Source organism: Frankia torreyi (assembly GCF_000948395.1).
Classification (GTDB): domain Bacteria; phylum Actinomycetota; class Actinomycetes; order Frankiales; family Frankiaceae; genus Frankia; species Frankia torreyi.
The window spans coordinates 1-14,550 of the sequence record NZ_JYFN01000038.1; the positions used below are offsets into that span (position 1 = coordinate 1).

Below are 14,550 nucleotides of genomic sequence, written 5' to 3' on the forward strand. Positions count from 1 at the left end.
AGGTCGGCGTCGACCATCATCGCGATCAACTCCTCGAACCCGACCCGCGGCGTCCACCCCAACACCTCGCGCGCCTTCGACGGATCACCCACCAGCACATCCACCTCCGCCGGCCGGAAAAACCGCGGATCCTGCTGCACCAACCCCGACCAGTCCGAAATCCCCACCCGCCCGAACGCCGCATCCAACAACTCCCGAATACTATGCGTCACCCCCGTCGCCACCACATAGTCATCCGGAGTGTCCTGCTGCAACATCCGCCACATCGCCTCCACATAATCCCCCGCAAAACCCCAGTCCCGCCGCGACTCCAGATTCCCCAACGTCAACGAGTCCTGCAACCCCAACGAAATCCGCGCCACCGCCCGCGTGATCTTCCGCGTCACAAACTCGATCCCCCGCCGCGGCGACTCGTGATTAAACAACAACCCCGAACACGCAAACGCCCCGTACGACTCCCGATAATTCACCGTCAAATAATGCCCGAACGTCTTCGCCACCCCATACGGCGACCGCGGATGAAACGGCGTCGTCTCCCGCTGCGGCGTCTCCCGCACCTTCCCGAACATCTCCGACGACGACGCCTGATAGAACCGCACACCCGACATGTCGTTACCACCCGCGATCCGCAACGCCTCCAACACCCGCAACACCCCCATCCCCGTCGTCTCCCCCGTCAACTCCGCCTGCTTCCACGACAGTCCGACGAACGAGATCGCCCCCAGGTTGTACACCTCGTCCGGCTGCGAGATCTCCACCGCACCGATCAACGACGAAAGATCCGTCAGATCACCCTCCAACAACACCACCCCCGGCACCACCCGCTCCACCACCGCCACCTTCGGGTTGGACTGCCCCCGAACCAACCCGAACACCTCATAACCCTTCGCGGTCAACAACTCACCCAGATACAACCCGTCCTGACCGGTAATCCCGGTAATCAGCGCACGCGGCACGTCGATCCTCCTGTAGACCACCCGGTACTGGGCGGAAGGTTAGCGTCAGGTAAACCGGGCCGGTCAGCCGGGTCCCGCTCCCACGGTCTGCGGGGCCGCGGCGTCGGCCGCCGACCCCCGGGCGATCCGAAGAAGCTGAGGAATGATCGCGGTCCCGATGCGTCGGGCGCCGTCATTCGAGATGTGCACCCCGTCGTCGTCGCGCAGCCGGACGCCGTCCAGCTCGTCGACGTACTTGTTGCCCGGTGTGAGAACGGAGGTAATGTCGATCACGCTCGTGCCGGGGTGGCGGGCCGCGGCCTCGCGTAGGAGCACGTTGAAGCGCTCGACCCGCGTGGCCTTCGTCTCCGGGTAGATGCTGCCGTCCGGGGCCTCGGTCGGCTTGAAGATCGGGGTGGTAAGAAGTACCACTTTCGCGCCTTTGGCGCCGAGCGTGGTGATCGCAAGATCCAGCTCGCGGCCGAGGTAGGCGTCGAACGCCGGGTCGCCGATGTGCGTCCAACGGCCGTCGCGCAACTGGTCGGTGACCTCCCAGCGGCCGACGAGCAGCAGCGCGAGCGCCGGATTGACCTCGTCGACGCGCTGCGCGAAGCGCTGCGGCCACTGGTCGCAGCCGGCGGTGGTCGGTCCGGCCTCGCCGAGGATGCGCCGCTGCATGCCGCGGGCGACCCCGCAGCCGAGCTTGGAGAAGTCGTGGATCTCGATGCCCTGGGCGGCCGCCATCGTGGAGAAATCGCTGAAGCCCAGCGTGAGCGCCACCGAGTCGCCGCCGAGCAGCACCTTGATCGGCGCGCCGCTGCCGGGGTGCACGGTGACGGTCGGCTGCGGGGAGGCGGCCGCCCGCTTGGCCAGCGCCTCCAGCTCGGCGGGGGTGCGCACCGACGCCGAGGTGCCCGCCGTGGCGACCAGGATCACCGCGAGGACCCCGCCGAACGCGGCGGGCACGGTCAGCCGCGGGTTCGGCAGCCGGATCCGGCGGCGGCGGATCGGGTCCTCCACGAGGTGGAACGACGCGAGCGTGATCGCCAGCGTGACGCCGAGCCGCAGCAGCAGCAGGACCACGCCGTCGGTGCCGGTCCGGGTGGCCGTCAGGGTGAGGAACACCGGCCAGTGCCACAGGTACAGGCCGTAGGAGATCCGCCCGATGAACGTCAGCGGGGCCAGGGCGAGCACCTTCGACACCGGCCCCTCGGGTGCCTCCACGAGCGAGGCGACGAGCAGCATCACGACGACGGCGACGCCGAGGAACCCGCCGGCGTAGAGCGCGCGGTTCTCCCCGCTCACCGTGGTCCAGATGACGATCATCGTCACGCCCGCCAGGCAGCCGACGACTGACATGACCGACCGGGCCCGGGCCGAGATCGGCCGCGTCCGCTGCCCCCGCCACACCGCCAGCGCGGCGCCGACCAGCAGCGCCTGGGCGCGGCTGTCGGTGCCATAGTAGATCCGGGACGGATCAGTGCCGAGCAGCAGCAGGGCCAGGCCGACCAGCGCGGACGCCTCCGCGCCGAGCACGGCCACCGTCAGCGCGAGGGACTGGGCCTTCTGGCGCTGGCGGCGCCAGCGGTCCACCGTGCGGGCGCTGTGCCGCATGAGCAGGAACACGACCAGCGGCCACAGGACGTAGAACTGCTCCTCGACCGACAGCGACCAGGTGTGCAGCAGCGGCGAGGGCGCCGAGAAGTGGTTGAAGTAGCTCTGGTCGGACAGGGCGAAGCGCCAGTTCGCCACGTACAGCAGCGTCGACAGGGCGTCCAGGCGCAGCGTTCCGACGTCGCCGGGGGAGGCGATCCACCGGGCGTACGCCGCCACCCCGATCAGCAGGACCAGCAGCGCCGGCATCAGCCGGCGGGACCGGCGGACCCAGAAGCTGCGCAGGTCGATGCGCCGGGTGTTGCGGTACTCGGTGATGAGCAACCCGGTGATCAGGAAGCCCGAGAGGACGAAGAAGGTGTCCACGCCGAGCAGGCCGCCGGGCATCCACGAGACGCCGGCGTGGTAGGCGATGACGGCCATGACGGCGAACGCGCGTAGCCCGTCCAGGGCGGGCAGGTGCCCCAGCGGGGCGAGCACGGGGCCGGTGGCGTCGAGGTCGTCCTCGGGCCGGGTCGGTGGCCGCGCCGGCCCGCGGCCGGTCGCCGGACGCTGGGGTGTCGCGAGGTGGGCGCGGGCCCCGTCGCGGCGGACGCGGGGCTCGGGTCGCTGGGCTGGGGCCTCGGGCCGGCGCTCGGCCGCGGCCCGCTCGTGGCGGCGAGGAGGCTGATCCCGGCGCCTGCGGTCGGCACCGTGCCGACCGTCACCAAAGTGCCCCTCACGCTCCGCTGTCGAGCGTCGGGGCTGCGGGCCCCCGCCCGGGCTATGCGGCCCGCCCGCGCGGGTGCTGATCGGGGTCGTGTCGGCCTGCTGCTCGGCGGACGACCGCCGCTGTCGATCCCCGGACGCCAGCGGGACGGTGTCGGCGTCGTTGCTGGTCAGCCTGGTCCCTCCTCGTCGTCGCCGGGGCGCCATCGGGCCGTGGAACCGGGCGGCGGCCGCGGTGCGGGCTCGGCGGCTCCGCATCGGGTCCGCCACCGCGGCTCGCCGACCCCGATCGCATCAGGACGTCCGAGCGGCAAGGCTAATCGCAACAGCGTCACGCCGTGCACGCGCGGTATGTTTGTGGCCTTGATGCCGGACGCGTTGTCTGCCCGAAACCAGCATGTTGGTACTTTCCGCGCGTGTCTGAGACCACGGCGGGGCAGCCACGGACGGTGGGGGCGGCGCCGGTACCGCCGGGCGTCCCCGAACCGGCTCCCGCGCCTGCCGGGGCCCCCGCGTCCGCTGGGGAGTCCGCGTCCGCTGGGGAGTCCGCGTCGGCGGTGGAGTCCGGGTCGGCGGTGGAGTCCGGGTCGGCGGTGGAGTCCGGGTCGGCGGTGGAGTCCGCGTCGGCGGTGGAGCCTGAGCCCGCCGGGGAGCCGGCGCGCGCCCGGCTCGGGCGACCGCGACGCTGGTACGCCGGGCTGGCGGCGATCTGCCTGATCGGCCTGGGGATCCGGCTGTTCTACCTGTTCCACTGGCTGCACCCGGTGGCGGTCCAGGGTGATCCGTTCTACTACCACGAGGCGGCGAACCTGTTCGCCGACGGCCGCGGCTGGCCCGACCCGTACGAGCTGCGCCTGGCCGGGCGCTACGTCGCCGACGCCCAGCACCCGCCGCTGACCAGCCTTCTGCTGGCCGTCCCGTCGTTGCTGGGCTTCACCAGCTTCCTGTCCCACCAGCTTTTCTCCTGCCTGCTGGGGGTCGGCGCGATCGTGCTGGTCGCCCTCGCCGGGCGCCGGGTCGCCGGTCCGGCCACCGGGCTGGTGGCCGGCGGGATCGCGGCCGTCTACCCCGGCATGTGGCTCAACGACCCGCTGGTGATGTCCGAGACGACGGGCATTCTGACCTGCGCCTGGATCATCCTCGCCGCCTGCCGTTTCGCCGACCGTCGAGGGTTCGCCGAGGCAGCCTGGCTCGGGCTGGCGCTGGCGGCGGTGATGCTCGCGCGCGCCGAACTGGCCCTACTGGCCCTCGTGCTCGTCGTGCCGCTCGTCGCGATGGCCCGCGGCGTGGCCTGGCGGCGTCGCGCCGCACTGCTGGCCGTGGCGGCCACGACGAGCGTGGCCGCCATCGCCCCGTGGACCGCCTACAACCTGTCGCGGTTCCACGAGCCGGAGTACCTGTCCACCGGCCTCGGCTCCACCCTGGCCGTCACCCACTGCCCGGCGACGTACTCCGGGCGCGATCTGGGCTGGTGGTCGTTCGACTGCGTGCTGGCGCTCCCGCCGCCGCCCGAGGAACGCTCCGAGCGCGATGTCTTCTACCGACATGCCGCGTACGACTACATCCGTGGCCATTCCGACCGGCTGCCCACGGTGGCCGCCGCCCGCCTCGGCCGCACCTGGGGCGTCTACCACCCGTGGCAGCAGGCCCGCCTCGACACGATCGAGCTGCGGCCGCTGAGCCTGAGCCGGGTCGGGATGGTGACGCTGTGGGTGCTGGAAGTGGCCGCGCTCGGCGGCGTGGTCGTGCTGCGCCGCCGCCGGACCCCGCTGCTGCCCCTGCTCGCGGTGCCCATCACGCTGAGTCTGGCGACGGTGGTGGTCTACGGCACCACCCGCTTCCGGGCCGCCGCTGAGCCTGCGGTGGTACTGCTCGCCGCGGTCGCGATCACGGCCGCCGCCGGCCGGCTCGCCGGCCCGGTGCGTTCCCGGGCCAAGCGGATCCCGGGTGGGCAACCGGTGCGATCCGAATCCGACCAGGGTTACCCGACCTGACTACGCCAGTGGGTGGAAAAAGCCGTTATGTGCGGGGTGTGCTAGCTCCATAATCCGCCGTGCTGGTACGTTTTTCACCGTGCCGGACATTGCGTATCTCGAGGCAAACTCGCGGTGACCGGCCCTGTCCGCCCCCGTTCGGATGCCGTCGTCACCGACGCGCCCACCGATTCCGCCTCGATCCCCGATCCGCGCCGTCCCCTCGGCACCCGCCCGCCCAAGGTCGTCTTTCCGGGCTTCGACGGTCTGCGCGCGATCGCGGCGCTGCTCGTCGTCGTGGTGCACACGTCGTTCCCGGCGGGGTTCACCACCAGCAGCGGGTTCGGTCCCTACACCGCGCGCGGTGAGGCCGGGGTTGCGGTGTTCTTCCTGATCTCGGGATTTCTGCTCTACCGCCCGTTCGTCGCGGCCCTGCTCGCGGGCGTTCCCGCCGCCGCCGCACCGGGTTACCTGGTGCGGCGGTTCATGCGGATCGTCCCCCTCTACTGGGTGGCGCTCGCCGTCACCCTCAACGTGGTCAGCGACGACCGGGTCGGCGTGCACGGGCTCGCCGGGATCTTCCAGACCGCGTTCTTCCTGCAGGGCTACCAGGATCACTGGGCCATCCAGGGCCTCACCCAGGCCTGGACGCTCGATATCGAGGTCGCGTTCTACCTCGCCGTGCCCGTCTACGCCTGGCTGCTCGGCCGGCGCCGCCGCTCGCCCGAGGCCCAGGTCCGGGTGGAGCTGGCCGCGTTGGCGGTGACCTTCCTGGCCGCGAAGGTCATCCACTTCCTGGTCATCCCGAGCAGGCAGGCCTGGATGTCCGGCTGGAACGCCTGGCTGCCCGTCTGGTGGGACCTGTTCGCCATGGGGATGGCGCTCGCCGTGGTCTCCGCCCGGTACGCCCAGCTCGGCCGCCAGCCCCGCTGGGCGGGCCTGCCCGGCTCGGGAACGGCCTGCTGGGCCGTGGCGGCGTTGATCTACTGGGTGGCGAGCAGGCACGCCGGTCTGCCGCTGGTGCCGATCTTCGATCCCGACCGGGCTCAGGACATGAACCGGCACCTGCTGTACGGGCTGTTCGGGTTCTTCCTGCTGCTGCCAGCGGTCTTCGGGCGCCAGGACCGTGGTGCGGTGCGGCCGTTGCTGGCCAGCCGGCCGCTGGCGTTCCTCGGCGCGATCTCGTACGGCATCTACCTGTGGCACTCCACCGTCATCGACCTCGTGCTGGAGCACAGCGGCTGGCGGCTGTGGAAGATCCCCTATGCGCCGTTCCTGGCGATCGTCGTCGTGCTGACGGTGGCCGTCGCCACCGCGACGCACCACCTCATCGAGCGGCCCTGCATCCGCCTTTCCCACGGCTGGGCCCGGCGCGCGGACGCCTGGGTGGCACGCCGCCGCGGGCGGGTGGGACCGGGCGCGGGCACCGCGCCCGGCGGCGGAGGTGCGCAGCCGCAGGGCCCGATCGGCGTGTTCCCGGGGGTGGTGCCGGGGGCCCGGGCGGCGGTCGCGGTCGCCGGCGTGCCCGGGGATAGCCCGACGGTGCCACTGCTGACCGGGTCGGCCGCCCGGCCGGGCGGCCGGCAGCGGCCGGCGGGGGCGGGCGCGGCGGAGGCCGACGCGCGGGAGGCCGCGGAGGGCTGGGTGCCGCGGGCCTGGCGTGGACAGCCCGGCGTCGCGTCCGGCGCGGACCGGCCGGCCCGGCCTGACCCGGCCCGGCCCAGTCCCGACCGGCCGCCTCGGCCCGATCCTGACCGGCCGTCACGGCCCAGTACCGACAGCCCGTCGGGGCCCGGCCTCGACGGGCTGGAGTGGATCGGCCCGGGCGGGCGTCCGGAGTCGGGTGGCGCCGAGCGCGGGCCGGCCGGCCGAGCCTGATCAGTCGCCCGACCTGGCACCCGCCTTCCTGACGCGCCGCCGATCGTGGCCGCCGGCCGCCCGCCGGCCGCCGCCGATCGCGGCTGCCCTCTGCCCGGCGCGGGCGCCCCGCCTACCAGGCTGTGGTGGTCCTCCGTCCCGGCACCTCGCGTCCGGGAGGGTACCCGCGCACTTTCCGCCTCCGCACGACCTTCCCGACCGATCGCCCAATATGTCGGTTTGATGATGATTTTTCCTTTGATCTCACCGTGCTGTGTGCGCCCGTCCGGGGGGAGCGGGGGCGGCGGAGATCGGCTCGCCGCGCGGACGGCGGACGGGCTGGCCGTGGCCAGCGTCGCGCGAGCGTGGCGGGGCGGCAGCACATAGCTACATATGGACGGCTTCTGTCTGCGTAGCGTGACCGCAGTGCCAGCTCGGAAGCGTCCGTACGCCGGCTCCCGTTGACCACTCCGGACACCCATCCCTAGACTTGGGTCTGTGCACGAGGGTCCGTGGGTCTCAGACCGAGCGGATCCACTCGAGCGTCGCTATCGGTTCTGACAGTTTCTTCGTTTTCTGGCGTTGTCTCTGTCCCTCGGTCCCGGCGGTTCGATCCGGCCCTCGCGCGGACGACCACCCCTAGTCGGAGCCGACCCCTTGACGAGCACCACCGACGTACGACCCGTGGAGACCGTGACCACCGCGCAGAGCCCGACCACACCACAGGTAGCGGTCAACGACATCGGCTCGGCCGAAGACTTCCTCGCGGCAGTCGACAAGACGATCAAGTTCTTCAACGATGGGGACATCGTCGACGGCATCATCGTCAAGGTCGATCGCGACGAGGTTCTGCTCGACATCGGGTACAAGACCGAGGGCGTGATCCCGTCCCGAGAGCTGTCGATCAAGCACGATGTCGACCCGCACGAGGTCGTGAGTGTCGGCGACCACGTCGAGGCCCTTGTCCTCCAGAAGGAGGACAAAGAAGGCCGTCTGATCCTGTCCAAGAAGCGCGCCCAGTACGAGCGCGCCTGGGGCACGATCGAGAAGCTCAAGGACGAGGACGGCGTCGTCACCGGCACCGTCATCGAGGTTGTCAAGGGTGGTCTCATCCTCGACATCGGCCTCCGTGGCTTCCTGCCGGCTTCCCTCGTGGAGATGCGCCGAGTCCGCGACCTGCAGCCCTACGTGGGGCGTGAGCTCGAAGCCAAGATCATCGAGCTCGACAAGAACCGTAACAACGTTGTGCTCTCGCGGCGGGCATGGCTGGAGCAGACCCAGAGTGAGGTCCGCTCCGAGTTCCTCGCCCAACTGGCCAAGGGTCAGATCCGTAAGGGCGTCGTCAGCTCGATCGTCAACTTCGGTGCCTTCGTGGACCTCGGTGGCGTCGACGGGCTGGTGCACGTCTCGGAGCTGTCCTGGAAGCACATCGATCACCCGTCCGAGGTGGTCGAGGTCGGCCAGGAGGTCACCGTCGAGGTTCTCGACGTCGACCTGGACCGCGAGCGGGTCTCGCTGTCGCTGAAGGCGACGCAGGAAGACCCGTGGCGTCAGTTCGCCCGCACCCACGCGATCGGCCAGGTCGTTCCCGGCCGGGTCACGAAGCTGGTGCCGTTCGGCGCGTTCGTCCGGGTGGACGAGGGCATCGAGGGTCTGGTCCACATCTCCGAGCTCGCCGAGCGGCACGTGGAGATTCCGGAGCAGGTCGTCAACGTCGGTGACGAGATCCTGGTCAAGGTGATCGACATCGACCTCGACCGGCGCCGGATCAGTCTGTCGCTCAAGCAGGCGAACGAGGCGTCGGGGCTGGCCGTCGACGGCGAGGCGTTCGACCCGAGCCAGTACGGCATGGAAGCCAAGTACGACGAGCAGGGCAATTACGTCTACCCCGAGGGCTTCGACCCGGAGACCGGGGAGTGGCTGGAAGGCTACGAGGAGCAGCAGGCGGAATGGGAGCGGCAGTACGCCGAGGCCCAGTCCCGCTTCGAGGCGCACCAGGTCCAGATCCGGGCCGCGCAGGAGGCGGACGCCGCGGCGGCCGCTCCCTCCTCCTACACCGCCTCCTCCCAGTCCGACCAGCCTGCGTCCGCCATCGACGAGGAAGCACTGCGTCGCCTGCGGGAGCAGTTCGGTCGGGAGTAAGCGACCCTGCCGCGTACGTGACAGCGGGGCCCGAGGAATCTTCCTCGGGCCCCGCTGTTGTGTCTGGTGCGGGTCAGCGCTGGGCGCGGGCCACCGCGGGGTCGACGTGGTCCGGCCGTAGCAGGATCGGGACCTCGTCGCGGATCTCGTAGCGGTGGCCGAGCCGCGGGTTGACCAGCCAGCCGTCGACCAGTTCCAGCGGCCCCTTGTCGACCGGGCAGGCAAGGATCTTCAGCAGGTCGGGTTCGATGCTCATGTCGGGCGTTCCTGTTCGTTCGTCGCCATCGGTCGCTGCCGTCGGACCACCCGAGCATCCCAGACGGCCGCTCCCCTCCGAATCGGCGCACGATTATGCACCCGACATGGTGACATAAAGGCATGGGGCGGAGTAGCGTCAGGATTGTTCAGCGGCCGAACCATCGGCCGTGAGGATCGGGATCACCCGTCACGAGAGTCAGGTTGATCATGACTGTCCACGATTTCACCGTCGACACCCCCGACGGCAGCAGCCGCTCGCTGGGCGACTACGCCGGCCAGACGCTCCTGATCGTCAATGTTGCCAGCAAGTGCGGCCTGACGCCGCAGTACGAGGGGCTCGAGTCGCTCTACCAGGAGCTGCACGGCCGCGGCCTGGAGATCCTTGGCTTCCCGTGCAACCAGTTCGGTGGCCAGGAGCCGGGCACCGACGAGGAGATCCAGAACTTCTGCTCGACCAACTACAACGTCACCTTCCCGGTGCTGAGCAAGGTCGAGGTGAACGGCGACGGCGCCGCGCCGCTGTTCAAGTACCTGCGCACCGAGGCGCCCGGGGACTTCGGGCCCGAGTCCGGCTTCCTCTACGAGCACGTCTCGAAGACCCGGCCCGAAGCGATCGGCACCGACGAGGTCAAGTGGAACTTCACCAAGTTCCTCGTCGACGGCGAGGGCAACGTCGTGCGCCGCTACGAGCCGACGGTCACCCCCGAGGAGATCCGCAAGGACCTCGACGCCACCCTGGCGTAGCACCGCGTGGGCCCCGCTCACCGGCGTCCGGCCGGTGAGCGGTCGTTCTGCGCCGCCCCGGCGCGGGCAACGCGTCGCCGGGGCGGCCCAGCCGGTCGGGCCCGATCAGGTTCGATCGAGCTGGGCGGCAAGGTACACGATGTCCTCGGCGTTGCCGCTGGCGAGGACCGCGTGCACGTCGCGGTAGGCCGCACGGAACTCGGCGAGGACCGCGCTGACGCCTGCCGCGTCCACCGGTTCGCCGATCTCGACGGCGGCGTTGGCGAGGCGGCGGATGCCACGGCTGGCCCGCTGCGCGGTGAGCAGATGGAATGCGATCTCGTCCAGGCGGGCGGGGTCGGTGTCACTCATGGCGGCCTTCCATTCCTTCGGGTCGTGCACAGGTCGGGCCGCGGGCCGCGGGGATCAGGCGAGGACGGCCTCGGCCCGGTGGTCGTCGGCCGGCAGGAGTCCGGTCACCGTGGCGGTGACCTCGACCGACCGCAGGGTGGCGATGCCGCCCAGGACCGCGGCGAACGCGGTGTCGGCGGCGTCCCGGCCGGTCGCGATCCGGACCAGCCCGTCACGCGGAACCCGCCGGGTCGGGTCGTGGACGTGCCAGGCGCCGTCGGTCCAGGCCTCGAAGACGGCGTGAAAGTCCATCGGAGTCAGCCCGGGTGCATAGACCGCGGTGAACCTGGCGGGTATCCCCAGCGCTCGACAGAGGGTGACGCCCAGGTGGGCGAAGTCGCGGCACACTCCCTGCCCGGTCAGCAGGGTGTCCTCGGCGGTGTCGTGGACCGTGCTGGCGCCGGCGACATAGCCGATCCGGTGGTGGATCCAGTCCACGACGGCGTCGACCCGGGGCCGGCCCTGGGGCAGGGCGCCGAACTCGGCCACGGCGAGCCCGACGACATGGTCCGACGGGCAGTAGCGGCTCGGGCGCAGGTAGGTCAGCCGTTGCAGGTCAAGGGGCTCGTCGCCCGCCACTCCGGTTGGGTGCGGGCCGGGACGGGGGCGCGGACTGTCGAGGTCCGCCCGGTAGGACGCCGCGAACAGTCCGCGGGGCACTCGTAGCAGGTGGATGCGCCCGCCGTGCGGCGCGGCCAGCTCGACCGGCGGGGCGAGGGGGGCTCCGTCGATCGCCAGCTCCAGGCGTTCGGCGTGCATGCGGCCGCCGCGCTCGGCGGGGGCGATCTGCACCGCGATGTCGGCGGGCTCCTGGACGTCGAAGGCCAGGTCGCAGGTGACGACCCGGCCCCGATCGTCGCCGCCAGCCGGCCTGGGCCACTCACGGCCGGCAAGGACGCCCATGTCGCCTGTCTCGCTCGTCCTGGCCGTCCCGCCCGTCCTGGCCGTCCTGGCCGTCCCGCCCATGGTCAGGGCGACACCGAGGGCGCCGGAGACAACTCCGGCACCGCGGCGCTGATCGGCCCGCCGTGCTCTGTCGAGGCCTCGGCGCCGGCCTGCCGCAGGATCTCGCCGGGCGAACCGGTCAACGCGCCGGCCGCGACCGCGCGCAGCAGCACCCGGGCCGGCCCGGCTGCGGTCTCGGGCGGGATCACGAGCAGTCGCAGCCTGGGCCTGCCCCCGTCGCTGCCCGCGGTGACCACCCGCCGATCGAGGGTTCGAAACCAGTCCACCCGGACCAGGGGCAGCCCGGACCCACCGGCCAGGCTGGGAATCGCCGTCCAGGCGTCGCCGTTCACGCAGACCCGGCGGACGCTTTCGTCGGCGCCCGCCAGCGCGGTGAGAAGGCCGGGCAGCTCGTCGGTGAGCCGCATCGTCCGCGGCCACCAGCCGCCGTCAAAGGAACCCTCGCCGCGGTCCGGGGACAACGTCAGGCGGGCCGCGGCCGCGGCCGCACCATCCCCGACGTCTGCGCCGCCCGGCTTGGCGGGCGATGCCGCGGCCGGAGGCGTCGCGGGATGCGAGGTCGTGAACCGGGACGGAGCGCCACCGTCGTCATCGAACCGAGCGATGTCGGCGCGGTCGGTGAGAGGGACATGCGGGCTCGTCGTCATGACGGCCGCCTCACTCCGATGACGATGACCATCGGATGGCTGCGACCGGTGGCTGGGTCGGCCTGCTGGTCGACGCTCGCGGTACACCCGGTCAACGACCATGCTACGCCCGGCGGCCGTACCGCCCGCGCGGAACCCTGGTCACCGGACCGTCCGCCCTTCGCCGCGGAGGCCGGCGCGACCGTTGCCGGGGTCCGCGGCGGCGGTTTCGGCCAGCGCGACGTCGAGGCTGCCCGGGGGCAGCGCGAACGTCTGTTCGGTACTGGTCGAGTCGAGTACGCAGGGCCGCTCGTACAGGTAGAGCATCTCCACCACCTCGGCGGTCACGGGGTCGGCGGCGCCGGCTGCGGCGAGTTCCGCCGCGGTCAACCGGACCAGCTCCGGCTCCCGCGCCTCGGCGGTGTCGGCGGTGTCGGCGGTATCGGGGGCGCTGGCGGCCACGAGCCGCCGGGACAGCTCACGCACCGAGAGCGGCACGCTCGGCGCGTGCCAGCTCCGGCCCCAGGCGCGGTCATCCCGGCTGATCGCGACGAGGGCGCGGGCGACCTCGCCGACGTAGGCCCAGCTGTGGGCGGCGTCGAGGTCCCCCGGGAAGGCGGCGGGCGCGCCAGCGAGGATCTTCGGCGCGACCAGCAGGTTGTAGAGCGAGTAGGCGCCTGCGCCGAGGAAGTCCGCCGCGCGCACCTCGGTCGCCCGGACCCGGCCGGCGTGGTGGGCGGCCAGAGCGTCGTGCCACATCGCGGCCCGCACCCGCCCCTTGACCGTGATCGGGGCCAGCGGCCGGTCCTCGGTGATCGGCCCGTCGACCGGGCCGTAGCCGTAGGTGTTGCCGAGCATGACGTAGCCGGCGCCGGTGCGCTCGGCGGCTGCCAGCAGCGCGGCGGCCAGCGGCGGGAACAGCGCCGGCCACCGGTCGTAGGCGGGTGCGGCGCAGCCGAACAGGGTTCGCGCGCCGGTGGTCAGCTCGGTCAGCCGGTCGGCGTCGGTGGCGTCGGCCGCCACCAGCTCGATCCCCGGACGGCGGGGGCCGCGGCCACTGCGGGTGACCAGCCTGACCTGATCCCCGGCGTCGGCGAGGAGGTGGGCGGTGGCGATGCCGGTCGCGCCGGCCCCGACGATCACGTGCAGGCTCATTACTTGCTCCTCGTGGGTGGGCGTCCCGGTGCGGACCGGGCTCGTCCGGATCACCCTCGTCGGGCCCGCGCACCCGCGGCAGCCCTTCGGACGCCAGATGTCCGGAGGTTTCCGCCATGATCGGATCGGGCCGCGCTGCCGCGGTGATGATGGGAACCATGCCCGCGGCGATCACCACCCCCGGTACCCCCGGCTCGTCTGGCCCGTCCGGCCCGCCGCACCGGGTCGCGGTGATCGCCGTGCCGCCGGTGACGATGTTCGACCTGTCCATCCCCCAGCTCGTCCTCGGCGCCACGTTCGTCGCCGACCGGCCCGGCTACGAGGTGGTCGTCTGCGCGGCCGACCCCGGGCCGGTCGCCGTCGAAGGGGACGGTGGCGGGATGGGCCTCACCGTCAGCCGGGGGCTCGACGCCGTCGCCTGCGCGGACACTGTCATCGTCACCGGCACCGGTGCCCGGGTCGACGCCGATGCGCGGGTGCTGGCCGCGCTGCGGGCGGCGGCGGCCGCCGGCCGCCGGATCGCCTCGATCTGCACCGGCGCGTTCGTCCTGGCCCAGGCCGGCCTGCTCGACGGCCGGCAGGCGACCACGTACTGGGTGCAGGCCGGGGCGTTGAGCAGCCGCTTCCCCGCCGTCGACGTCCGCGCGGACGTGCTGTTCGTCGAGGACGGCCAGATCGTGACCTCGGCCGGGCTCGCCGCGGGCATCGACCTGTGCCTGCACCTGGTGCGCAGCGACTACGGCAGCGCGGTCGCGAACGCGGCGGCCCGCCTCGCGGTGGCGGCCCCCGCGCGCGCCGGCGACCAGAACCAGCGCCTCCCGACGCCGCTGCCCGGCCCGGACGGCAGCGGCCTGGCCCGCACCCGGGACTGGGCGCTGGCGCGCCTCGACGAGCCGCTCACCCTCGCCGACCTCGCCGCGCACGCGCACGTCAGTGAGCGGACGCTCGGGCGGCGCTTCCGGGCCCAGACGGGCCTCAGCCCGCTGCAGTGGCTGCTGCACCAGCGCATCGAGCGGGCCCGCGAGCTGCTGGAGACCACCGACCTGACGATGGATCATGTCGCCCGGCGCAGCGGGCTGGGCTCGGCGGACTCGCTGCGTCAGCACCTGCTGCGCCGCACCGGGCTCACCCCGACCGCCTACCGCACCGCCTTCGCCCGCCCCCACTGCGGCGCCGTCTGAC

The 14,550-nt window shown here is 72.1% G+C and carries 12 protein-coding genes; 5 read left to right on the forward strand and 7 right to left on the reverse strand.

Annotated elements, in window-relative coordinates:
* Both FF36_RS20885 and FF36_RS20890 read right to left on the reverse strand, forming a co-directional pair.
* Window positions 1-956: GDP-mannose 4,6-dehydratase (locus FF36_RS20885; RefSeq protein ID WP_044883023.1), on the reverse strand; the 956-nt coding region annotated here is incomplete at its 3' end.
* Window positions 957-1,019: 63 nt separating this feature from the next.
* Complete coding sequence (locus tag FF36_RS20890) at window positions 1,020-3,515, reverse strand: acyltransferase family protein (protein ID WP_242422684.1); 2,496 nt, start codon at window positions 3,513-3,515, stop codon at window positions 1,020-1,022.
* A gap of 299 nt (window positions 3,516-3,814) precedes the next feature.
* On the opposite strand from FF36_RS20890, the gene FF36_RS20895 reads away from it, so the two are divergent.
* From FF36_RS20895 to rpsA, 3 genes are all read left to right on the forward strand, one after another.
* Window positions 3,815-5,251 (forward strand): ArnT family glycosyltransferase, encoded by a 1,437-nt coding sequence (locus FF36_RS20895; RefSeq protein ID WP_370657164.1) that lies wholly within the window; start codon window positions 3,815-3,817, stop codon window positions 5,249-5,251.
* A gap of 114 nt (window positions 5,252-5,365) precedes the next feature.
* Window positions 5,366-7,108, forward strand: coding sequence for an acyltransferase family protein (locus FF36_RS20900; RefSeq protein WP_044886833.1), 1,743 nt, complete (start codon window positions 5,366-5,368; stop codon window positions 7,106-7,108).
* A gap of 636 nt (window positions 7,109-7,744) precedes the next feature.
* Complete coding sequence (rpsA, locus tag FF36_RS20905) at window positions 7,745-9,229, forward strand: 30S ribosomal protein S1 (protein ID WP_044886834.1); 1,485 nt, start codon at window positions 7,745-7,747, stop codon at window positions 9,227-9,229.
* Between the two features lie 73 nt (window positions 9,230-9,302).
* Here rpsA and FF36_RS20910 read toward each other — a convergent pair whose 3' ends face one another.
* Window positions 9,303-9,485: a Trm112 family protein gene (locus FF36_RS20910; RefSeq protein WP_009739962.1), complete on the reverse strand. Its 183-nt coding sequence runs from the start codon at window positions 9,483-9,485 to the stop codon at window positions 9,303-9,305.
* Window positions 9,486-9,694: 209 nt separating this feature from the next.
* Here FF36_RS20910 and FF36_RS20915 point away from each other — a divergent pair, with 209 nt between their 5' ends.
* Window positions 9,695-10,231, forward strand: a complete 537-nt coding sequence (locus FF36_RS20915) for a glutathione peroxidase (RefSeq protein WP_044886835.1) — start codon at window positions 9,695-9,697, stop codon at window positions 10,229-10,231.
* A 105-nt stretch (window positions 10,232-10,336) separates the two neighbouring features.
* Here the strand turns inward: FF36_RS20915 and FF36_RS20920 are convergent, their stop codons facing one another.
* From FF36_RS20920 to FF36_RS20935, 4 genes are all read right to left on the reverse strand, one after another.
* Window positions 10,337-10,582 (reverse strand): hypothetical protein, encoded by a 246-nt coding sequence (locus FF36_RS20920; RefSeq protein WP_044886836.1) that lies wholly within the window; start codon window positions 10,580-10,582, stop codon window positions 10,337-10,339.
* Window positions 10,583-10,636: 54 nt separating this feature from the next.
* Window positions 10,637-11,524 (reverse strand): transglutaminase-like domain-containing protein, encoded by an 888-nt coding sequence (locus tag FF36_RS20925; RefSeq protein WP_044886837.1) that lies wholly within the window; start codon window positions 11,522-11,524, stop codon window positions 10,637-10,639.
* Window positions 11,525-11,589: 65 nt separating this feature from the next.
* Complete coding sequence (locus FF36_RS31645) at window positions 11,590-12,234, reverse strand: DUF5994 family protein (protein WP_063870479.1); 645 nt, start codon at window positions 12,232-12,234, stop codon at window positions 11,590-11,592.
* A 141-nt stretch (window positions 12,235-12,375) separates the two neighbouring features.
* Window positions 12,376-13,368 carry an NAD-dependent epimerase/dehydratase family protein gene (locus FF36_RS20935; RefSeq protein WP_044886838.1) on the reverse strand — a complete coding sequence of 331 codons (993 nt, stop codon included), beginning with the start codon at window positions 13,366-13,368 and terminating at the stop codon, window positions 12,376-12,378.
* A 158-nt stretch (window positions 13,369-13,526) separates the two neighbouring features.
* Between FF36_RS20935 and FF36_RS20940 the strand changes: the two genes are divergently transcribed.
* Window positions 13,527-14,549 carry a helix-turn-helix domain-containing protein gene (locus tag FF36_RS20940; RefSeq protein ID WP_199865455.1) on the forward strand — a complete coding sequence of 341 codons (1,023 nt, stop codon included), beginning with the start codon at window positions 13,527-13,529 and terminating at the stop codon, window positions 14,547-14,549.
* Window position 14,550 lies beyond the last annotated feature (1 nt).